Consider the following 22,100-nt stretch of genomic DNA (forward strand, 5'->3'; position numbering starts at 1 on the left):
ATTTATTTTATGAGATGCAGAGTGTCCCCTTTTTTTGATCGGCGTGCCGAGGTCTTGGGAACCGTGATCGATTCCGGTCGTGGCGAAGGCATGGTTGTGTTGGCGCTGTTTGAGGAGATTTTGGCGCAGTTATGGCGCAGTTCTTGACGAACTGCGCCACAGCTCATCGCAGCAGATGGATGTAGTCGCTCCCGACGGTCGGGACTACGTCATGGCCACAAATAAAACCAATGCTGCCCCGCTTAAATGGGTCGCATTGGGTGATCGACCAACCTAGCAGATTGACTCCCCAGCGCTTCCAGTCCTTCAGCACATCATCGATGACAGCAGTGGCAGTGTCTCTAACGGATCGTGAAACCGGCGACCCCAAAGGTCGCCCATTTTCATTTACTCAGCCGCCTGCGCCCGCAACCGCCTCCCAATCACATCCATCACATCACACCCATCGCGCAGCGATATCGTCAGCATTTTGCAAAGGTCGGAGAGGACCAGCGTGTCGGAGCTGATTTCCGAGCGGAACGCGATGTTTTCCAGCAGTTGGGTCACGGTGCGGATGCGGTAGTCGGCGGTTTCGAAGAGGACGTCGAGCGGGGCTTCGGTGTCGATGAGCAGGGTGGCGGGAGTGCAGTCGATGCCGGTGACGGGCATGTATCGGTTCATGGGTAGTACCTCATTCAATTGAAGGGAGCTACCTCGTTAATCGAGTCGCCAAACCCGAGTCGCCATTAGGACGACGACGGAATATAGGCCGCCTTGTCCGGGTGCTACAAGACGCCGCTTTCCGAGCTTGATGTAGGACGTTTAGCCTGTCAGCGGTGGTATTTCGTTACGTTGGTTTTGGGCTGCCAACGGTGGCTAGGGTTTGCTTCCGCTTGGGTGCGGAGCGTTCACAGAAGGGGCTGCTGCGCAGCCCAGCGGGAGCAAGCTCCCTCGCCACAGGGGATTTGAACAGCCTTTAGGTGGGTGAGCTGTCCTGAGGGGCGCCGTCGTTGATATTCTGCTGGAAATCTGTAACTCGGAACGAGGCCGGGGGATCTCGTTTCCGTCTCAACAGTCTCTTCAGCCAGGCTCTTTTTTGTGCTTCCCTTATGGCCACTTTTCTCTTTCGCAGCCTGCCCAGCGCTCGCCCACTTCGGACTCACAGACCGTGCACAACCCCACCCGCAATGCGCTGACCACCCAACTCGCCGCCAACCCTGATGACGTCACCACACGTGCCGCGCTTTACCGCGATCTGCTCGACACCGCCGAGGTTTCATTAGACGGCATACGTGTCGCCGCAGGGCTGTGCGATCCGGCCGCTAACGTCGTCATTACTCAGTTGAACACCACGGCACATGCCAATCGCCCCGGGCCGTTGCTGGCGCAGCTTCGCAACCTGCCGGTCGATCATCTGGAGTTGGATAACGCCGAGCCGGCGTGGTGCGATGCCCTGGCTGGGCTGCCCTTGCGCACGTTGGTGCTCAACAGCCCACGTTTCAGCTGCGATCCAAGTGTATGGCAACGCGTGCCAGGCCTCGCCCTCGAGCGCCTGGAAATCAGCGGATTCTCCCGCGCCGATAACGCCACCAGCCTGCCTTCCCTCGAACGGCTGCGCCGGCTGACGTTAAGCACCTACGGCGAAGACTTCGACGACAAATTCTTCGAGCAACTCGGCAATAGCCCGCTGCAAGAACTGTCGCTGAACCGTTGCGATGACGTCACCGACGATGGCCTTCTCGGGCTGTCAAACCTCAGGTTGCGCTCACTCACGTTGGAACGCGTCGGCGAGCTGACGTCCCGTGGGATGGCGCATTTATGCAGTCACCCCCTTGAGCAACTGTCCCTCGGCTGGAGCAGCGCAATCCTGAAGGACCCTGCATGGCTCTCCGACCTGAGCGCGTTGCGCTCTCTGAGCCTGGATCAATGTTACGCAACGGACGCCACGCTGCACGCCATTGCGGATCTGCCCATCGAACGGCTTTCGCTCTCGTCTTCGTATGTTGGTGAGGATGACCTTGAGGCCTTGGAAGGCATGCCGCTCGCCGACCTGGATCTCAAATCTTCACGGCAAGTGATCGAGCGGCTCGATGTGCTGCACTGTTTTCCACTGAAGCGCCTGGGGCTTTCCGATGTGCAAGGCATCGATGCAGATACGTTGAGTGATCTGCGTGGTTTGGAGTTGGAGTCCCTTGACCTGTCATTGAACGACCTCACTTGGAAGGAACTGAAACAACTCGCCGGCCTGCCACTGAAGCGACTGAAGCTCAGCTTTTGTCGCGGCGTGGATGGCAAGGTTCTGCGCAAGCTTGTCGAGTTGGGCTTGCCGTTGGAGCAACTTGAAATAAGCGGCCTGGATCTGCGCGATGCCGACCTGGCCTGCCTGCGCGATCTGCCGCTGCGGCGCCTGCGTTTGTATGACAGCCCTTGGCTCACCGACGCCGGAGTGGCCCACCTTGTCCGGCTGCCGTTGAGTGATCTGACGATCTCGGCAGATCCCGGGGAATCGCGGATTACGTCAGCCGCAGTGCCGGTGTTGGAGCAATTGCCGTTGCACACATTGGCGTTGCTGAACTGTTCAGGGATCAGTGCCGAGGGTTGGGATCGGCTGGCCAGGTTGCCGGCTCGCGTGATGGGGCCAGGTATATAGGCTGACGCTAGTCACTCATCGTCCTGGCGCAAAACGCTTGCGGCAAACGCGTGGTGTCTTTTATGCCCAACAAAAAGCCCTGCTATTTTGCTGGGCTCAAATTTCTGTTTTGTGCTGGTTACGCGCAGTGAGGGACCTTCTCCACTTCCCTGTGAATCTGTTCCCCTTTTGCAATTTCAGCTGTACGTAAATCATACGCAGTCTGCAGATTCAGCCAAAACTGCGCTGACGTTTCCAATGCGGCGGCCAGGCGCAAAGCAACATCGGCGCTGATGCTACGGCGCATCAAGACGATGTCATTTACGGTGGGGGCAGAAACGTGCAAAGCCCTCGCAAGCGCAGCTGCGGTAAGGCCAAGCGGTTCCAGATACTCTTCTTTGAGAATTTCTCCAGGGTGTACGGGCCTCATGCCATTCTTAAACATGATTCACCTCAGTGATAATCTACGATTTCTACATTTTCGGGGCCGTTGGCGCCCCAGACAAAACAGAATCCTTCACACCCGTGGGAACAAGTTTTACTCCCGCGGATTTTACGCCGTTCGATGACTGACCCACATCACGCCGAGCCCCATGGTGAACGACCAACTCTTTACCAGTTGTAACTCAACTTAGCGGTGACTTCACGGCCCGGGTTGTAGTAGTTCGCGGTCCCCGAACCAACCACATGTTGCTCATCCAGAAGGTTGCTGACGTTGATCGCCAGGTCAGTGCCTTTGAAGAGTTTGTAGTTGAAGGCCGCATCGAAGAGCGTCGTGCCATCGCTGGTGCCGGTGTTGGCCGCGTCGAAGTAGTAAGAGCCCACATAACGTGCGCCCAGGCCAACGCTGACATCGGTGTCGGGGATGTTGTAATAGCTCCACAGCGACGCGGAGTGTTTTGGCGCCGTGGCGAACTCATTCCCTTTGAGTGAACTGCCGTCGTACAAAGTACCGCGCAACACTTCGGACTCCATGTAGGAGTAGCCACCCACCAGGCTCAGGTTGGGGGTCAGCTCAGCCTTGGCTTCCAGGTCCAGGCCGCGTACCCGTGATTCGCCAACGGTTTGCTGCTCGATGACACCGCTGGGCAGTACGACGGCGATGCTGACATTTTCCTGGGTCAGGTCGTAGACGGCCGCTGAGAACAGCGCGTCCATGCCGATGGGCGCATATTTCACCCCCACTTCATATTGCCTGCCTGTCTTGGGGACCACGCCGACCGTGGGTGGCGAGACCGACTCGACCATGCTGACGTAGGTCGACACTTCGTCGTTGACGATATAGGTCAGCGCGCCGCGATAGGAGGTTTCCGAGAAGTTATCCGACTCTTTTACGTTGTTGATGTCGGTACTGGACAGATCCAGCGAGTCGTTGCGCACACCGGCGGTGACGATAAAGCGTTCATAGAAGGACAGGTTCTGTTGCAGGAACACGGCCTTGGTTTTCGTGTCCAGCTTATCGTTGCTATAAGGCGCTACGCCGCTGGGCACCCCCGTGAACACGGGGTTGGCCAGGTCGATGGATGCTGTCGTGGCATAGACGGAGCGTTCCTCAGTCGAAGAATCACCATACTCCACGCCCACCAATGTACTGCTGTCGATGTTTTCGAAGCGGGCATCGTATTGCAGCATCAAGTTGCCGTTCAGTTGCTCGGCGTCGCTGTCAGTGCCGAAGATATAACGCGGGACGGTAGTGCCGGTGCGGGTAGGGGAGTCGCTGAGGAACACATAGCCGAAATCATCGGTCAGTTCGCTGTAGCGCAGGTTGCTGCGCAATACGAAGCCATTGTCGAAATCATGGCTGAAGGTGCCGCTGATGTTGGTACGCTCGACGTCGTGGAAGTTGTAGCTGGGCTCGCCGTAGAACTTGTCACGGTCGTATTCTTTGTCCAGCGGGTAACCGCCGCTGTTGGGCGAGCTTTGGGTTTTCAGGTAATCCACGATCACCGAGGCCGAGGTGAAGTCCGTGGGTGACCAGGTCAGGCCGCCCATCAGGAACTTGTTGTCGTCCCGTGAATGCTCGTACTCGCGATCACTGTCTTGCATCTTGGCCGTGAAGCGACCAGCCACGGTTTTGTCTTCGTTCAACGAGTCGCCGACATCGATGCCGGTTTCGACATGGTCGAAAGAACCGTAGGTGACGTAGCCCTGGCCAAACTTGTCGAAGCGTGGCTTCTTGCTGACAAAGTTCACCGAGCCGCCCGGGTCGGCCGGGCCGAACAGCGTCGAGTTGGCGCCGCGTATCACCTCGACGCGCTCATAGGCGAAAGGCTCTTCGCGCACACCGCGCATCGAACCCAGGGTCAGGCCGTCTCGATAGGTCGTGGCCTGGAAGCCGCGGATCTGGAAGTAATCGTTGCGGTCGTCAGTGCCGTAATAGTCGGTAATGACCCCGGGCGTGTATTGCAGCAGCTCTTCTGTCGTGCTGACGCTGCGTTGCTTCATTTCCTTGTCGGTCACCACGGAAACCGAGGCGGGCGTGTTGAGGATGCTGGTGGCCACCTTGCCGCCGACCCAGAGTTCCTGGGCGACCACCGAGTTGGGGTCTTCGGTGCCATCGACCCTGGCCTTGGCATTGACGAGGATGGGCGCAAGGCGATACTCCTCGAGTTCGGCATCTGCCTTGGTTTGCGGCATCAGTAAGTAAGCGTTCGGGCCTTGCTGCTGTATCGCTATGTCGCTCCCCTGCAACAACGATGACAGCGCTTCGGACGTATCGAGTGTGCCGCTCACGCCCCGGGTATTGCGGTTCGCTACGCTTGAAGCGTCAAAGGAAAGGCTGATACCCGCCTCGCGCGCAAAGCGGTCAAGCGCCAGTGCCAGTGGACCGGCAGGAATGTTCCATTGGTGTACCGGGTGGGTCTGCTCAACGGTCGAGGACTGCGCCAGGGACGGTAGCGCATAGCTGCTGACGATGACGCCGAAGATCGCACCGTGGATGGCACGATTCAGTAGATGACGCTGGGGAACCGGGGACGCACTCATTGACTCGCTCCGTGAAAGGGGATCGGCAGATCGGCCTGTAGGTCGGCCTTTCTTACATGCCGAACGAGAATGAGAAATCACCTCATTTTTATTTGATGTTGATGTGCGACGAAGAAAACCCTTAGCTGGCGGCGCTCAACGTCACCCAATATTGGGTTCGATAATCGATCCGCAGGTGCAGTGACTGCGCAACCAATGCCAATACCTGATCGGTGTCGGCGAGCTGAAAGGTGCCGGAAACCCGCAGGCCCGAGACTTCCTCGGCGCAGCGCAACAGGCCGGGGCGATAACGCGACAAGGCCCCAATGAAATCACCGAGGCGCATATGGCGTGCGCTGATCACCCCATCGCTCCAGCTCCATACATCCAGGCCGTTGTCCTTGAACTCACGAACGCCATTTGAGGTGAACAACCGCTGATTGCCGGCCTGGACTGTGTTGTTATCCGTAAGGGTTTGAGTGGATCCAGGAAATACGCTGACTGCGCCGCGCTGCACCGCGATGAGGGTCCCGTCGTCACGCTCGTACGCCAGGAACCGGGCGTTCTGGGTGCTTATCAATCCGTCGCGGGTTTGTACCCAGAAAGGACGCGGTTGAGCCGAGCCTGCGTCCGCACCGGTGTTCACGATGATTTCGCCGCGCCGCAAAACGATCAGGCGCCGCTGTTCGTTGAAATAGCTGTCGACCGCACTGTCGCTGTTGAGCTGGACGAGGCTGCCATCATCGAGTTGGAAGCGCTTTCGTTCGCCGGTCTTGCTGTGCTGCTGGGCCAGCATGGCCGGCAGCGGCGTGTAGTCGCGGCCCAGCCAGGTCGCTCCACCCAAAGTGGCCAATGCGCCCAGTAGCTTCAGGCTTTGGCGCCGATGCATGCCTGTGCGGGCGCCCTTGAGGGTGTGCCGGGCCAAATCAGGTGGCACGCCCGCGAAGTCATCGCCAAGCGCTTCCACACGCTGCCACGCTAACCGATGTTCCGGACGCTGCTGCAGCCAGTGCTCGAACGTGCGCTGGGTTTGTTCATCGGCTGGATTGAAGCGCAGGCGCACCAGCCAGTGGATCGCTTGGTCGACCACCGCTGGATCCAGCGCTTGCGTCTCACTGTTCGGCATAACGCAAGCGATAGCAGTGTTGCAGGGCCTTGGCCAGGTCGCGCTCAACCGTCGAGCGGGAAACGCAGAGTTTTTCGGCTATTTGCAGGCAGGTCAGACCGTCGAGCTGGGCGAGTAGAAAAGCCTCGCGAACTCTCGGTTTAAGCAGGTCGAGCAGGCGGTCTATGCGCTCAAGGCTATCAAGGATCAGCAACCGCTCTTCTTCAGAAGGTGCCGCTTGTGGAGGCAGCAGCGCGAGGCTCTCGAAGTAGGCGCGTTCGAGTTCGCGACGGCGATACCGATCGATCATCAGTCCCCGGGCGATGCTGCTCAGATAAGCCCGAGGCTCACGCAAGGGGCTTAATTGACGAGATTTGAGCAGACGTACAAAGGTGTCCTGCGCCAAATCCGCTGCGCTTTCGTGACAGCCGATGCGCCGGCTCAGCCAGCTGTGCAGCCAGGAATGGTGGCTGCGATAGAGCAGCGCGAGATCGGCATTGCCCAGAGTGTCGTTGCTGCGCATCAGCATCTCGGAAAATACATAATTGATAATGAATCGCATTATATTCAGGCCGAGGACGTTAGAGCAAATGCCCTCTTGCGGCGGGCCATCGTATGATCGGTACTGTGCGCGGCCCCGCTCGACGTACCGGTCTCCTCGCTATCAGCTCCATGGGGCACCCTCTCCAATCGGGCCAAATTGAGCCTCAAAGGGGAATGTGGGTGGTCGACAAGACCTGGCGCAAGCCCATGAACGAGCGAATCTGGCGAACCCCGGGCAGGTAAAGCAGTTGCTCCGCGTGGAGCCGGTTGAAGCTGTTGCTGTCCTTGGTTCGTATCAACATGAAGTAGTCGAATTCCCCCGTCACCACATGGCACTCCATGCAGCCGGAGACTTTTTGGGCGGCCGCCTCGAATGCGGCGAAGGACTCCGGTGTGGAGCGGTCCAGCACCACGCCGATCAAGACCACCATCCCCGCATCCAGCGCTTCATTGTCCAGCAACGCGACGATGTCCTTGATCAGGCCCGCCTGCTTGAGCCGTTCGACGCGTCTCAGGCACGCCGGGGCGCTCAATTTCACCTTCTCTGCAAGCGCCACGTTGGAGATGGAAGCATCTCGCTGCAGGGTCTTGAGAATGGCGCGGTCGGTTCGATCCAGCGGCTGCGGCACTGACACTGTTTCGGTTGGCTTCTTGCGAGTATTTATTGCGTTCATATGAGTTTCTACGCAGTAAAGGTGTGTTTTATGTTTTTCTATAAAAATTATGTTTCTTTAATTGCTAATAATTTGCAATACATATTTTTCGATTTCTTCTTAGTATTGAACTCATCGAAGCCCCCCTGAAAGAGCCTGGAATGCAGCCTTTGTTTTTCGGCCCGGCGCTTGGATATTCAATAATCGAGGAGCAGAGTCATGAACCTGAATCGTTTTAAACGTTATCCGTTGACCTTCGGTCCTTCTCCGATCACGCCCTTGAAGCGTCTCAGTGCACATCTGGGAGGCAAGGTCGAGCTGTATGCCAAGCGTGAAGATTGCAACAGTGGCCTGGCCTTCGGCGGCAACAAGACACGCAAGCTCGAATACCTGGTTCCCGAAGCGCTCGAGCAAGGCTGCGATACCCTGGTCTCCATCGGTGGCATCCAGTCGAACCAGACCCGCCAAGTGGCTGCCGTGGCCGCTCACCTGGGCATGAAGTGTGTGCTGGTGCAGGAAAACTGGGTGAATTATTCCGATGCCGTGTATGACCGGGTCGGCAACATCGAGATGTCGCGCATCATGGGGGCGGACGTACGACTGGATGCCGCAGGGTTCGACATCGGCATTCGGCCCAGCTGGGAGAAGGCCATGGAAGACGTGGTTGCGCGCGGCGGCAAGCCGTTCCCGATCCCGGCGGGTTGTTCCGAGCATCCCTATGGCGGCCTCGGGTTCGTCGGCTTTGCCGAGGAAGTGCGCGAGCAGGAAAAACAACTGGGATTCAAGTTCGACTACATCGTGGTCTGCTCCGTGACCGGCAGTACCCAGGCCGGCATGGTCGTCGGTTTCGCCGCGGACGGCCGTTCGAAGAACGTGATCGGCATTGATGCCTCGGCCAAGCCAGAGAAAACCAAGGCACAGATCCTGCGTATCGCCCGGCATACCGCGGAACTGGTGGAGTTGGGCCGCGAAATTACCGAAGAGGACGTGGTGCTCGATACCCGGTTTGCCTATCCGGAATACGGTTTGCCTAACGACGGTACGTTGGAAGCCATTCGCCTGTGCGGGAGCCTGGAAGGTGTGCTGACCGATCCGGTGTACGAGGGGAAATCCATGCACGGGATGATTGAAATGGTCCGCCGTGGCGAGTTCCCCGAAGGCTCGAAAGTGCTTTACGCGCACTTGGGCGGGGCGCCTGCGCTGAATGCCTACAGCTTCCTGTTCCGCAACGGCTGATTCACGGCAGTAACCTGTAGGCGAGCGCTTGCTCACGAGGCGGTGGGTTAGTCGGCATTCCTGTTGGATGTCACTGCTTCATCCTCGGATCGCCGCTCGGAGCAAGCTGCTGCAACCCGATCGCCGGGAATACCGCCATGCGTGCGGCATCGCAATCCGCAGTCTGGATCAGGTTTATCGACGACCCGGCGTCTGGCGAAAAGCGCGCTGCAGGCGCGTGGCGTCATTTAAACCATGTCCTCGTCAATGCGCCTGTTGAAACAAGAAAGGCAAAGTTTATGAGCCGAAGCGCCCAGGGGCGTATCCACGCAATGAGGTGGATGCGCGAGCCTTCCAGTTGTACGCGTATCGTGGTCATCGTGAGCGGACTTGATAGTGATCATATTGATTTGATCCATCAGGGGTTCAGCTGTTTTGACAATGTTGCGCTGATCCATGTCGATACGCTGAACAACGCGTCTGGCAAGCTCGTTGAAGTGCAAGCGGCCAAGCGTGACTACCGTTTTGTAGTGCTCGGTGAACTGGACGAGCGCTTCTTGCACGACCTTTCCATTGGTAAGCCATGCCTCTACCCGGTCGCACCGGATGAGGCGGCCGAACGTTCCGTCATTGCGGCGGTAGAGCAGGTCAAAAGCCTCGCCCGAGTGAGCCATTCGCGTCACCTTGAAGTGATACCCGACACCTGCAGGAGTTGCCTATGAACCTGTCCGATCTCCATGCCCAATGGCCGGTCCAGGCTTTCGAGGATGAAGAAATGGCCGAGTGGCGTGAGGCGTTGCTCTCCGTCGCAGCCCACGGCGGCACGGGCCGGGCAAAACAAATCCTCGACATGCTGCTGGCCGTGGCAAGCACTCCGGACATCGGCTGGCGGCCGAGCCATGGCACCCCCTACATCAATACCATCAGCGTTGAGCAGCAACCGGTGTTCCCCGGGGATCTGGCCATCGAGGAGCGCCTGGCATCGATCATGCGCTGGAATGCCCTGGCGATGGTTGCCCGGGCCAATCACGCCTATGGCGAATTGGGCGGACACATCGCCAGTTACGCCAGTGCGGCGGATTTGTTTGAAGTGGGCTTCAACCATTTCTTCAAGGCGCGCACCCCAACCGGCGGCGGTGACCTGGTGTTCTACCAACCGCACTCGGCGCCAGGCGTCTATGCCCGGGCGTTCCTCGAGGGGCGCCTGGAAGAAAAGGATCTGCAGCACTATCGGCAAGAGATCGGCGCGCGCACCAATGGCGCCCGGGGGTTGTCGAGTTACCCGCATCCCTGGTTGATGCCGGACTTCTGGCAGTTCCCGACGGGCTCCATGGGAATCGGTCCGATCAGCTCGATCTACCAGGCGCGTTTCATGCGTTACCTGCAGCACCGCGGCCTGCAAGAGACCTCGGGACGAACCGTCTGGGGGGTGTTTGGCGACGGTGAAATGGATGAGCCGGAAAGCATGTCGGCGTTGACCCTGGCGGCGCGCGAAGGGCTGGATAACCTGGTCTGGGTGGTCAATTGCAACCTGCAGCGGCTGGACGGCCCGGTGCGTGGCAACGGTCGCATCATCGACGAGCTCGAGGCGTTGTTCGGTGGTGCGGGTTGGAACGTGATCAAGTTGGTGTGGGGTTCCGACTGGGACAGGTTGTTTGCCCAGGATAAGGATGGCGCGTTGGTCCGGGCCTTGTCGGCCACGGTCGATGGCCAGTTCCAGACGTTCGCGGCCAAGGATGGGCGCTTCAACCGCGAGCATTTCTTCGGCCAGGACGAAGCCCTGGCGCATCTGGCCCAAGGCCTGACCGACGAGCAGATCGACCGCCTCAAACGCGGTGGTCATGACCTGGTGAAGATCTTTGCCGCGTATCAAAGCGCGATGCTCGAGGGCAAGAAACCTACGGTCATCCTGGCCCAGACCAAGAAGGGCTTCGGCATGGGCGACGCCGGGCAGGGCAAGATGACCGTGCACCAGCAGAAGAAACTCGACAGTGAGGCGTTGATCGCGTTCCGCAACCGTTTCAACCTGCCGTTGACCGATGAACAGGCCACCTCGCTGAGCTTCTTCAAACCGAGCGACGACAGCGCGGAAATGCGCTACCTGCATGCCCGCCGCCAGGCGTTGGGCGGCTACATGCCTGCGCGACCTTCGGCCTGCGCGTCATTGGCCGTGCCCGATGTAGACAACTACGCCGGGTTTGCCATTGCCGCCCAAGGCAAGGAAATGTCCACCACCATGGCCTTCGTGCGGATGCTCAGCGGCTTGCTCCGGGACAAGCAACTGGGCCCGCGCATCGTACCGATCGTGGCGGATGAAGCGCGTACGTTCGGCATGGCCAGTCTGTTCAAGCAGATCGGCATCTATTCCAGCGTGGGGCAGCGTTATGAGCCGGAGGACATTGGTTCGATCCTCAGTTATCGAGAAGCCCTGGACGGGCAGATTCTCGAAGAGGGCATCAGCGAGGCAGGGGCGATCAGTTCCTGGGTCGCAGCGGCGACCAGCTATTCGGTGCATGGCCTGCCGATGCTGCCGTTCTACATCTATTACTCGATGTTCGGCTTCCAGCGCATCGGCGACCTGATCTGGGCCGCGGCGGATCAGCGCGCTCGCGGGTTCTTGCTGGGGGCCACCGCGGGGCGCACAACCCTGGGGGGCGAAGGCTTGCAGCACCAGGACGGTAACAGTCACGTGATGGCGTCGATGGTGCCCAACTGTCGCGCCTATGATCCTGCGTTCGCGGGTGAATTTGCGGTGATCCTGGATCACGGCATGCGCCAGATGCTGGAGCGCCAGGTCGACGAGTTTTACTACGTCACCCTGATGAACGAGAACTACCCGCAGCCCAACCTTCCTGAAGGTGTCGAACAGGCCGTTATCAAGGGCATGTATCTGTTTGCCCGGCATGAAGTCGAGGATGCGCGTGGACGTGTTCAGTTGTTGGGTTCCGGCGCCATCCTGCGCGAAGTGATTGCCGCTGCCGAGTTGCTGGCCAGCGATTGGGGTATCGACAGTCAGGTCTGGAGCGTTACCAGCTTCACCGAGTTGGCACGTGATGCTCGTGAAGTGGAGCGCTGGAATCGCCTGCATCCTGGACAGCCTGCCAAATGCAGTCATGTTCAAGAATGCCTCCGCGACTCGGCGCCGATCATTGCGTGCACGGACTACGTGCGCGCCTTGCCCCAGTTGATCGCCAGTTATCTCGATGGCCATTACACCGTGCTCGGCACCGACGGGTTTGGCCGCAGCGATACCCGCAACCAACTGCGCAGGTTCTTCGAAGTGGACCGTCACCAGATCGTCCTGAGTGCACTGACCTCGCTGGTGCATGAGAGACGTCTGGACGCCAGCGTCTGTGCCGAGGCCATTGAACGCTACGCCATTGACGTTGACGCCGTGGCCCCTTGGGACGCTTGAAGCCGGCTTCATCCTGTGGGAGCGAGCTTGCTCGCGAAGGCGGTGGTTCAGTCACAGGGATGTCGGGCTTGCTGGCCTCATCGCGAGCAAGCTCGCTCCCACAGGTTTTTGTGTCGTGTACAGATGCTGTGAACACCCGCGAATCCATGTGGGAGCGAGCTTGCTCGCGATAGCGGTGGTTCAGCTACATAGAGGTTGGACGTGTGTCCTGCTCTTGTTCTTGCTTTGGACTTTGATCTCGACGCCACGTGATCTCAACTGCTTTCGCCAACAGCCAGGATGGTCGCCACCAATGCCTGGGCGCGAGGCACCAGCGTGTCCAGCTCCAGGTATTCACGATCGGTGTGGACCTTACCCCCCACCGGCCCGAGGCCACACAGGGTCGGAATGCCCAGGCTGGCGGTGAACCCGGAGTCGGCGCAGCCGCCGGTGAACTCGCCTTCGACGCTGAAACCCAGCGCCAGCGCTTTTTGTTGGTAGATGTGCAACAACCGTTTGCTGTGCTGGGCTTCCATCGGTAGAAAGGTCGTCGCTTCCTTGAGGATGGCGTGGGTGCCGATCAGCTCTTCTTCTGCGACGATGGCCAGGATTGCGGTAAAGATTTGGTCCCAGTGCTTGAGTTCGATGAAGCGCACGTCCAGCCTGGCCGAGGCGCTCGGCGCGACGGTGTTGCTGGACGTGCCCCCGGATATCAGGCCCACATTAGTCGTGATGCCTGCCGAGTAGTCGGTCAAGGCATGGAACTTGATGATCTTGCGTGCCAGGGCCTCGATGGCGCTGGCGCCGTCGGCATGGTTGACCCCGGCATGCGCCGCGCGACCGAAGACTTCGATGACCAGCGTGGCGCCGCCTTTGCGTGCGCTGACCACGTTACCGCTGGCCCGGCCGGGTTCGGCATTGAGCACGGCGCGGGCGGCACGGGCTGCGTGTTCGATATGGGTTCTGGCGCTGCCGGAACCGATCTCTTCGTCACCGGTGTACAGGACCTGCACCGGATAGGGCAACGGACCGGCGCGCTTGAGTGCCTTGAGGGCGAAGCAGTTGAGCACCAGGCCGCCTTTCATGTCGGCGACGCCGGGGCCATAGGCGAGGTTGCCATCGCAGCTGTAGCCGCGCGTCGCGGTGGTGCCTTTGGGGAACACCGTGTCGCGATGGCCCAGCAGCAACACCGGTTTTCCCGGTTCGCCTGGCACTTCGGCGAGTAGCACGTCGCCAAAATTATCCACCGGCATGCGCTTGAGCAGGATGCCGTCGGCTTCCAGTTCAGCCGCGAGCAGCGCCCCCACCGCGTCGACGCCCGCCTTGTCATAGCTGTTGGAGTCGGTGTCGACGATACGCTGCAGCAGCGTTTCCATGGCTTGGCGCTGGTCAGCAAGCCAGTCCAGCGCCTGTTGTGGCGTGGCGCTCATTGCGCCTGCTCCCGCAACTGATGTTCCTGGGTCAGGCGTGCCGCGTCGTTGCCCAGGTCCCAGAACAGCCCGGCCATGATTTGCAGGCTTTCCTTGACCACCGGTGCCAGCAAATGCTCGTTCGGCGCATGTTGTGAACAGGCCGGGTACGAGTGCGGCACCCACAAGGTTGGCAGGCCGAGCACGTCCGCGAACACATCGTTGGGCAGAGAGCCGCCGAGGTTTGGCAGCAGCGCGGGTTTTTTGCCAGTGGTCTGTGCCAAGGAGCTGAGCGCCCAATTGACCCACGGGCTTTGCGGGTCCAGCCGAGTGGCATGCATCACGTCGATGCGGCTTTGCTTGACCTCGACATTGCTGAAACCATGGGCATCCAGGTGGGCGCGCACCGCCGGGATAAAGGTCGTGTAGTCGCTGTTCACCACGAAGCGGATATGGCAGTGGGCGTTGGCCTTGCCGGGGATCGCGTGCACGGGGGCGTCCGGGTTGCCGGTCTTGAAGGCGATGACGTCGAGGGTGTTCCAGCCGAACACTTTTTCGCTCAGCGAGAGTTCCGGATTACCCCAGTTGGCATCGATTTCCGGATCGCCCGGTCCGCCACCGACGTCAATATCGGCCAGCGCCTGGCGAACCGGCTCAGGCAGCGTCGCGGGCATCAGGCCCGCTACTTTCACCCGACCGTGTTCATCGACCATGCTCGCGATGGCATTTGCCAGAATGATGCCAGGGTTGGCCAGCAACCCGCCCCAGTTGCCAGAGTGATGAGCGCCTTCGCGCAAATTGACCACCAGCTCGAAGTTGAACACCCCGCGTGAACCGAGAAAAATCGTCGGTCGTGAGGCCGCCAGGCGCGGGCCGTCCGAAGCGATAAAAACATCCGCGGCGAGCTCTTTACTGTGGGCGGCACAGAATGCATTCAAGCCCGGCGAGCCTTCTTCTTCGCCCATTTCCAGCAGCAGTTTGACGTTGAAACCCAGCTTGCCGTCGCGAGCCTTGAGGGTTTGCTCCAGCGCGGTCAGGTTGATCAGGTGCTGGCCTTTGTTATCCGCCGTGCCGCGGCCGTACCAGCGATCGCCTTCGGCAATGACTTGCCACGGCGACAGGCCTTCACGCCATTGCGCTTCATAGCCGCGCACCACATCACCGTGGCCGTAGCTGAGCACGGTCGGTAGTTCAGGATGTTCAATGCGCGTGGCGATCATGAAGGGGCCGCGCTCGGCCACCGGGTTGTCATAGATCTTGACGCTGAAGCCCATCGCCTCGACATGCGGGGTAATGAAGTCATGGAGATAGCGGTACAGCTCGGGCCGGCTGTCCGTTGCCTGGCTTTCGGTGTGCAAGGCGACGCTACGTTCGAGCAGGTTGAAAAAGGCGCCATTATCAAATTGCTCGGTGGTGTTGCTGATGGCCAGTGAACGACTCATGAGTGGACAAGCTCCAGTGTTTGGGCAGGATTGTCGTGAAGGTGGCAACGCACGTTGCCGCCGATAATCGGATCATTGGCCGGGTAGGCCGTTTTGCAGGGGGCGAAGCAGCTCGGGCAGCGTGGATGGAAGGCGCAACCGGAGGGCGGTGACATCGGATTGGGGAAGGAACCGCGCAGGCCGATTTCGGGAATGCCCAGGCGCGGATCGGGCGTGAGCACCGAATCCAGCAAGGCACGGGTATAAGGATGGCCGGGTTTGGCGAACAACGATTCGCGCGTGCGTTCCTCGACGATGCGCCCCAGGTACATCACCGCGACCCGATCGGCGAGGTGTTCGATGACTGCCAGGTTATGGCTGATCAATAGATAGGTCAGGCCGAATTCGCGCTTGAGGTCTTGCAACAGGTTGAGAATCTGCGCCTGCACCGAAACGTCCAGCGCCGAGGTGGGTTCGTCGCAGATCAACACGTCAGGGCGCATGATCAACGCCCGGGCAATGGCCACCCGTTGCCGCTGGCCGCCGGACAGTTGGCTCGGATAGCTGTCGATGACCCGCTTCGGCAGGCCGACCACATCGAGCATCTCCTCGGTCTTCTTGCGTCGCTCGGCGGTGCTGCCAATGTCATGCACGATCAGCGGCAGGGTCACGATTTCGCGCAGCGTCTTGCGTGGGTTCAGCGAGGAATACGGGTCCTGGAATATCGGTTGGATGTGCCGGGACATTTCCTTGCGATCAGTCGCCGCCAGATGTTTGCCATTGACCAGCACATCGCCGCTGGTCGGCGGCAACAGACCGAGCAGGATCTTGGCCAGGGTACTTTTTCCGCAACCGGACTCGCCTACCAGGCCGAGGGTCTCGCCACGCATCAGGCGCAGGGAAACACCATCGACGGCCTTCAGCGTGGCGGCGGGTTTGAAGAAACCCTTGTTGATCCGAAACTCGCGACGGATGTCGCATAGCTCCAACGTGATGTCTTTTTTCATGAGCGTGCCCTCTCTTGAAGGCGAATCGGTGCCGGAGCCGGAGCGGCGAACAGGCAGCGCGCCATGTGGCCGTCCTGTTCGACTTCGGGGATGTTTTGCGCGCAGGCCGCTATCGCCTGAGCGCAACGATTGCGGAACGCACAACCTTGCTGTTCGCCCACCAGGCTCGGCACCAGGCCTGGAATCGAACCCAGTGCCTCACCCGGTTTGGTCCGGCCAGGGATTGGAATACTGGCCAGCAGACCACGGGTGTACGGATGCTGTGGGTTTTCGAACAGTTGCAGGGCGGGGGCGGTCTCGACGATTTCCCCGGCATACATCACCGCGACCCGATCGGCGATCCGTGCCACCAGCCCAAGGTCGTGGGTGATGAAGATCACGGCCAGGCCGAACTCTTTCTGGATGTCGCGGATCAAGCGCAGGATCTGCGCCTGGATGGTCACGTCCAGTGCCGTGGTGGGTTCATCCGCGATGATCAGGTCCGGCTCGCACATCAACGCCATGGCGATGATCACCCGCTGGCGCAAACCGCCAGACAGCTGATGCGGGTACTGACGCAAGCGTTCGGTGGCATTGCTGATTCCGACTTTCTCCAGCATTTGCGCAGCGCGAGCGAGGGCATCCTTGCGTGACACCTTGCGATGCTGAGTCAGCACTTCGCTGAGCTGATCGCCAATGCTGTAGGCCGGGTTCAGCGAGGTCATCGGTTCCTGGAAAATCATCGCCAGACGGTTACCGCGCAGGTCGCACATGCGCCGTTCGCTCTGGCCGAGCATGTCGATGCCGTCCAGCGTCAGCCGGGACGCGGTGCGTTTGGCCTTGCGTGGCAACAGGTCCATCAGCGCCAGCGAGGTCAGGGATTTACCGCAGCCGGATTCGCCGACGATACACAGCATTTCACCGCGCTCGACTTCAAAATCCAGACCGCGCACGGCATGCAGCATGTCATCCGGTGTCGGGCTGTTGCCCATGGGGATGTCCACGCGCAGGTTTTCTACATGGAGTAGTGCCATGTCCGGACTCCTCTAATCAGTTACGGCCATCGGGCAGGATCAGATCGCGCAGGCCGTCGCCGACCAGGTTGATGCCCAGCACCAGAATCATCAGGGCGACACCGGGAATGGCGATGACCCACGGGGAAAAGAACATGTAGGGTTTGCCTTCAGCGATCATCAAACCCCAGGACGGCGTCGGCGGTTGCACACCAACCCCAAGGAACGACAGGGCCGACTCCAGCAGGATCGCGTGGGCCATTTCCAGGGTCGCGACGACGATCAGCGCGCCGACCAGATTGGGCAGGATTTCACTGACCAGAATGCGCAGGGTCGAGCAGCCAAGCGCCTGGGCCGACGCGACATATTCAGCGTCGCGAATCTGTTGCACCGAAGCCCTGACCACCACCGCGAAGCGATCCCATAACAGGCAGCCGAGCAGCACGATGACCACTTTCAGTGAGCCGCCCATCAGCGAGGCCGAGGCCAGCGCGACCATCACGACCGGCATCGCCAGCCGGGTGGTGATCAGATAGCTGATAAACGCATCGACCTTGCCGCCGTAGTAACCCGCCAACAGCCCCATGACGGTGCCGATAAAGCCGGAAATCAGCGCTGCCGCAATGCCGATGAATAGCGAAATACGAGCGCCGTAGAGCAGTCGCGACAGGTAATCACGGCCCAGCTTGTCGGTGCCGAGAACGTATTCCCAGGTGCCGTTGGCCATCCATACCGGCGGTTTCATGCGCAGCATCACGTCTTGCGCATAAGGGTCGTAGGGGGCCAGCCACGGGGCGAATAGTGCACCGGCGAAGATAATCAGCAACAACACCGCGCCGATGGCGAAACCACGATGACGAAAGCTTCTGCCAAGGACTCGGCTCAGGCTGCTCGGGGGGGGCAGGTAGTCATTGATCGCGAGGGTGGTGGGGGTGCTCATGTAAGCCTCCTAGCGCACGCGAATGCGCGGGTCGAGCAGTGCGTTGAGCACATCGGCCAGCAAGGTGAGGATGATGTAGATCACCGCAATCAGCAGGACCACGGCCTGTACCACTGGAAAGTCGTCACGGGCGATGGCGTCCCAGGCGAGTTGTCCGATGCCTTGCAGGGAGAACACGGTTTCGATCACCACTGAACCGCCGAGCATGAAGCCGAACTCCACCGCCGCCAGCGCGACGACCGGAATCAAGGCGTTGCGCAGTGCGTGCTTGAACAGCACGCGGGCAGGGCGCAGGCCCTTGGCGCGGGCGGTGCGGATGTAATCGGAACTGAGCACATCCAGCATGCCAGCGCGGGTCAGGCGCATGATTGCCGGCGTCGCGTAGTAGCCCAAGGCAATGGCCGGCATGACGAAGTGCAGCAGGGTCGAGTTGCCGGACACCGGCAGCCACTTGAGCGTCACCGCGAACACCACGATCAACATCAGCGCGAACCAGAAACTGGGCATGGCCTGACCCAGCACCGCGATGCTCAAGGCCAGTCGGTCAACCCAGGTGTCGCGCTTGACCGCCGCCAGCACGCCCAGTGGGATCGCCACCAGCAAGGCGATGCCCAGCGCCAGGGCACCCAGCCCGAGGGTAATCGGCAAGCGGCTGACGACGAGGTTGTAGACCGACTCCTGAAAGAAAAACGAGTTGCCCAGGTCCAGCCGCAGTAAATCGCCCAGCCAGTTGAAGTACTGGGTCGGTAGCGGTTTGTTCAAACCGTATTGCACGCGGATCTGTTCGATCTGTTCGCTGGTGGCTTCCGGTCCGCCAATGGCCGTGGCCAGGTCGCCGGACAGGTGCAACAGAGAAAAGCTGATCACCGACACGGTGATGGCGACGCAAATCGCGATGCCCAGGCGGCGCAGAAGGAATCCAAGCATGGCAAGTTTCCTCATATCCAATGGATGACAGGTGTCAGGTGGTGTCCGTGGTGCGGCTTAGTCCGCGAGCCACGGCACCTCTCGATCAATCCGCTCGGTGCGGATTATTTCCAACTGGACTGAACGAAACGCGGCAGCTCGTCCGGGTACGGCGTGAACGCGAGGTCGGCGGTGTAGGCGTAGTTCATCGAGTAGTTGAACATCGGCGCCCAGTACGCCTGTTCGCTGATGCGCTGCAACGCCTTGCGGTAGTTGTCCTTGCGCACTTGCGGGTCGAGGGCGTTGTCAGCGGTCTGCAGCCAGCCCTGGACTTGCGGATCCTTGATGTTGTCGTCCGGGTTGCCCTTGAACCAGGTACCTGCCGACGCCGAGGTGTCGAGGATCGAGAACGAGCCCCAGGCCTGAAACGACATGGGCACCTTGCCGCCACGTTGCTGATCGCGCAGGGCGGCGTACTTCAGGAAGCGGAGCTTGGCGTTGATGCCCACTGCGCGCAGGTTGCCGATGATGGCTTCGACGTAATCACGGTCGCGATAAGCGAAGATTTCGGTCTCGAAGCCATTGGGGTAACCGGCTTCGGCAAGCAGCGCCTTGGCCTTGGCCGGGTCATAGTCGTAGACCGTCGCCGCGCTGGTATCGCAGCCGAACTGGCCTGGATAACAGGCAACCTGCAAGGGTTTGGCTTCGCCACCCACCAATTGCGTGGCCAGCGCATTGCGGTTGATCGCATGGTTGATGGCCTGACGCACCTTGAGGTTTTTCATGGGCGAGTTTTCAGCGGAGGTGCCCCGGGCATCAAGAATCAGGAAGCCGATGCGCATGGTTTCGCCGCTGGTCACGGTCAGGCTCTGCATACCTTTAAGGTCGACTGCCTGATCCGGGGTCACACGCCAAGTCCAGTCGACACCATCGGTCATCAACTCGGCCAGGCGGGTTTCTGCATCCGGAATCACCCGGAACTTGAGGTGGCCGATATGTGGCTTGCCTTGTGGGCTGTCCGGGAAGTAATCCTTGTTGATCTCCATCGTCACGCCTTCGCCAGCCACTACCGACACGGCTTTATACGGGCCGGTACCGATTGGCTTGCGACTGAATTCGGCCAGGCCGACTTTCTCGAAATACTGCTTGGGGAACATCGGAACGGCGTTGGACAGGTATTCCAGTGCCGGAGGGAAAGGCTTCTTCAAATGCAGGCGGACACTGTAGTCGCCGGTCTTTTCGGCGCTCTTGATCCAGTCTACGTTTTGCACGGTAACGACTTTCGCTTCGGGCGACACCACGTAGTTGAGGGTGAACACCACGTCGTCGGCGGTGAAGGCGTCGCCGTTGTGAAATTTGACGTCTTTGCGCAGCTCAAAGTCGATGGTGGTGTCGTCGACCTGTTTCCAGCCAGTGGCCAACATGGGTTTGTATTCACCGCTTTTGGGGTCGCGGTAGACCAGGTTGTCCCAGATCAGCCGGCCGAGAATCACGCCTTCGCGTAAATCGTTGTGATAGGGGCTGATGTTTTCAGGTTCGCTGTCGGAAGCGTAAACCAGGGTGTCGTTGGCTTTACCGGCATGAGCCGGAAAACTGCTGATGAGGCCCATCAGCGCAATACTGCAGGCGAAACCTTTGATGCCCATGCCGTCGTCTCCGTTGGCGAGAGTGGTTGAATCAAAGGGCAGCGAATCGCAAACGCGCAAAGGAGAAGAAAAAAATCAGGCGGTATTTTTTTTGATCTGGACTCGAATGTAGGGAAAGGCTATCAATGCCACAAGAATAATATTTCGATACTTTCTTTGCCGAAAAGGCAAACCTTGGGGGCGCCGATGCAGCTGTATGGTGTGCAGTCCACGGCACTGCGCTATTTTCTTGAAGTGGCGCGATGCGGATCGATCAGCGAAGCCTCGGTACGGCTGAACGTCGCGGCGTCAGCGGTGAGCCGGCAAATTTCCAAGCTCGAGTTGGCCCTCGATGCCAACCTGTTCGAGCGCCGTGCCCGGGGCATGGTGCTGAGCGAGGCGGGCGCGCGACTGGCGGCTTATGCGCGCAAGTCGCAGCTTGAGGCCGAGCAGGTGGTGCTGGAAATCACCGAGCTGCATGGCTTGCAGCGAGGCCATGTGCATGTGGCCTGCTCGGAAGGTTTTGCACTGGAATACATGCCCAGCAGCATTAGCGCGTTCCGGCGTGAGTATCAGGGCATCCATTTCACATTGGAGGTCTGTGCGCCTGCGGAAGCGACTGAGAAGGTGCGTTCCGGCGAAGCCGATCTGGCGATGACCTTCAGCCTGACGCCGCAGAAGGAAATCAAGGTCGAACATGTCCTGGGCGGAGCGATTTTTGTCGTGGTCTCCAATTCCCATCCTTTGGCCGGGCGTGAATCTGTCAGCCTCGCCGAGTTGCAACCCTGGCCCATTGCGTTACCCAAGGCCGATACCACGATAAGGCAACTGTTCGACATCTGTTGCGGTGTTCAGGGGTTGTTGTTCGACCCGGTGTTGACCACGAATTACGTTGCCTCACTCTACAGCTTCGTCCGCGAAGAGGGGGGGATAAGCCTGGCCAGCGAAATGACCTTGCACAAGCAGGTGGCAGACAAGGCACTGCAATGCTTGCCGATCCTTGATGAAGGCATGAAGGCACGGCGCATCGAACTGCAAAGCATGGCGGGACGCAATTTACCGGCGGCGGTTTCTGCGTTCAGGGATTTTCTGATAGCTGGGCTGGCGAAGGCGAAGCGTCGTTGAGAAGGCGAGGTGGATTTCAGGCACAAAAAAAGACGTCCGTGGACGTCTTTAGATGATGAAGTGGTGGGCTGGGGTAACTTGAATTTGATCAGTGGCTTATTGATTTATAAAGTTATTATTTTTTAGTTGTTGGAGTGCCGTGCGCAATTGCACTCCACTTGAGCACCCGTTCCAATGCCATTCGCAACGTCTG

18 protein-coding genes are annotated in these 22,100 nt (G+C 59.7%); 5 read left to right on the forward strand and 13 right to left on the reverse strand.

From position 1 onward, the window contains the following. Positions 1–387 precede the first annotated feature (387 nt). Entirely contained in the window at positions 388–660 is a 273-nt protein-coding gene (locus CD58_RS03695; RefSeq protein WP_025211725.1) for a hypothetical protein, read from the reverse strand. 487 nt (positions 661–1,147) lie between these two features. On the opposite strand from CD58_RS03695, the gene CD58_RS03700 reads away from it, so the two are divergent. Continuing rightward, positions 1,148–2,629 (forward strand): hypothetical protein, encoded by a 1,482-nt coding sequence (locus tag CD58_RS03700; protein ID WP_025211726.1) that lies wholly within the window; start codon positions 1,148–1,150, stop codon positions 2,627–2,629. 118 nt (positions 2,630–2,747) lie between these two features. On the opposite strand, the gene CD58_RS03705 is transcribed toward CD58_RS03700, so the two are convergent. The 5 genes from CD58_RS03705 to CD58_RS03725 form a co-directional block, all read right to left on the reverse strand. After that, positions 2,748–3,053, reverse strand: a complete 306-nt coding sequence (locus tag CD58_RS03705; RefSeq protein ID WP_025211727.1) for a HigA family addiction module antitoxin — start codon at positions 3,051–3,053, stop codon at positions 2,748–2,750. A gap of 167 nt (positions 3,054–3,220) precedes the next feature. Next, positions 3,221–5,593 (reverse strand): TonB-dependent siderophore receptor, encoded by a 2,373-nt coding sequence (locus CD58_RS03710; RefSeq protein WP_025211728.1) that lies wholly within the window; start codon positions 5,591–5,593, stop codon positions 3,221–3,223. A gap of 121 nt (positions 5,594–5,714) precedes the next feature. Beyond that, positions 5,715–6,698, reverse strand: coding sequence for a DUF4880 domain-containing protein (locus CD58_RS03715; RefSeq protein ID WP_025211729.1), 984 nt, complete (start codon positions 6,696–6,698; stop codon positions 5,715–5,717). Continuing rightward, positions 6,685–7,200, reverse strand: coding sequence for a sigma-70 family RNA polymerase sigma factor (locus CD58_RS03720; protein ID WP_025211730.1), 516 nt, complete (start codon positions 7,198–7,200; stop codon positions 6,685–6,687). Before CD58_RS03720 ends, CD58_RS03715 begins: the two co-directional genes overlap by 14 nt. A gap of 184 nt (positions 7,201–7,384) precedes the next feature. Further along, positions 7,385–7,894, reverse strand: coding sequence for an Lrp/AsnC family transcriptional regulator (locus CD58_RS03725; protein WP_025211731.1), 510 nt, complete (start codon positions 7,892–7,894; stop codon positions 7,385–7,387). A gap of 198 nt (positions 7,895–8,092) precedes the next feature. On the opposite strand from CD58_RS03725, the gene CD58_RS03730 reads away from it, so the two are divergent. The 3 genes from CD58_RS03730 to mdeB all read left to right on the forward strand — a co-directional run bounded on the left by CD58_RS03730 (position 8,093) and on the right by mdeB (position 12,503). Then, complete coding sequence (locus tag CD58_RS03730; RefSeq protein WP_025211732.1) at positions 8,093–9,109, forward strand: 1-aminocyclopropane-1-carboxylate deaminase; 1,017 nt, start codon at positions 8,093–8,095, stop codon at positions 9,107–9,109. A 137-nt stretch (positions 9,110–9,246) separates the two neighbouring features. Further along, a complete protein-coding gene (locus CD58_RS28965) occupies positions 9,247–9,810 on the forward strand; it encodes a hypothetical protein (RefSeq protein WP_235195292.1) in 564 nt (187 codons plus the stop codon). Next, positions 9,807–12,503 carry an alpha-ketoglutarate dehydrogenase gene (gene mdeB, locus CD58_RS03740; RefSeq protein ID WP_025211734.1) on the forward strand — a complete coding sequence of 899 codons (2,697 nt, stop codon included), beginning with the start codon at positions 9,807–9,809 and terminating at the stop codon, positions 12,501–12,503. The genes CD58_RS28965 and mdeB overlap by 4 nt, the downstream gene beginning before the upstream one ends. Positions 12,504–12,757: 254 nt before the next feature. Here mdeB and CD58_RS03745 read toward each other — a convergent pair whose 3' ends face one another. From CD58_RS03745 to CD58_RS03775, 7 genes are all read right to left on the reverse strand, one after another. Next, on the reverse strand, positions 12,758–13,912 hold the full coding sequence (locus CD58_RS03745) for a M20 family metallopeptidase (protein ID WP_025211735.1): 1,155 nt from the start codon (positions 13,910–13,912) through the stop codon (positions 12,758–12,760). Next, on the reverse strand, positions 13,909–15,333 hold the full coding sequence (locus CD58_RS03750) for a M20 family metallopeptidase (protein WP_025211736.1): 1,425 nt from the start codon (positions 15,331–15,333) through the stop codon (positions 13,909–13,911). Before CD58_RS03750 ends, CD58_RS03745 begins: the two co-directional genes overlap by 4 nt. After that, positions 15,330–16,319, reverse strand: coding sequence for an ABC transporter ATP-binding protein (locus CD58_RS03755; protein WP_025211737.1), 990 nt, complete (start codon positions 16,317–16,319; stop codon positions 15,330–15,332). The genes CD58_RS03750 and CD58_RS03755 overlap by 4 nt, the downstream gene beginning before the upstream one ends. Beyond that, positions 16,316–17,332, reverse strand: a complete 1,017-nt coding sequence (locus tag CD58_RS03760) for an ABC transporter ATP-binding protein (RefSeq protein ID WP_025211738.1) — start codon at positions 17,330–17,332, stop codon at positions 16,316–16,318. Before CD58_RS03760 ends, CD58_RS03755 begins: the two co-directional genes overlap by 4 nt. Positions 17,333–17,348: 16 nt before the next feature. Then, positions 17,349–18,251: an ABC transporter permease gene (locus CD58_RS03765; protein WP_025211739.1), complete on the reverse strand. Its 903-nt coding sequence runs from the start codon at positions 18,249–18,251 to the stop codon at positions 17,349–17,351. A gap of 9 nt (positions 18,252–18,260) precedes the next feature. After that, positions 18,261–19,178, reverse strand: a complete 918-nt coding sequence (locus CD58_RS03770) for an ABC transporter permease (RefSeq protein WP_025211740.1) — start codon at positions 19,176–19,178, stop codon at positions 18,261–18,263. 104 nt (positions 19,179–19,282) lie between these two features. Then, positions 19,283–20,803, reverse strand: coding sequence for an ABC transporter substrate-binding protein (locus tag CD58_RS03775; protein ID WP_025211741.1), 1,521 nt, complete (start codon positions 20,801–20,803; stop codon positions 19,283–19,285). Positions 20,804–20,989: 186 nt separating this feature from the next. Here CD58_RS03775 and CD58_RS03780 point away from each other — a divergent pair, with 186 nt between their 5' ends. Further along, on the forward strand, positions 20,990–21,907 hold the full coding sequence (locus CD58_RS03780; RefSeq protein WP_025211742.1) for a LysR substrate-binding domain-containing protein: 918 nt from the start codon (positions 20,990–20,992) through the stop codon (positions 21,905–21,907). The last annotated feature ends 193 nt before the right edge of the window (positions 21,908–22,100 follow it).

Source organism: Pseudomonas brassicacearum (assembly GCF_000585995.1).
In the GTDB taxonomy this organism is placed as follows: domain Bacteria; phylum Pseudomonadota; class Gammaproteobacteria; order Pseudomonadales; family Pseudomonadaceae; genus Aquipseudomonas; species Aquipseudomonas brassicacearum_A.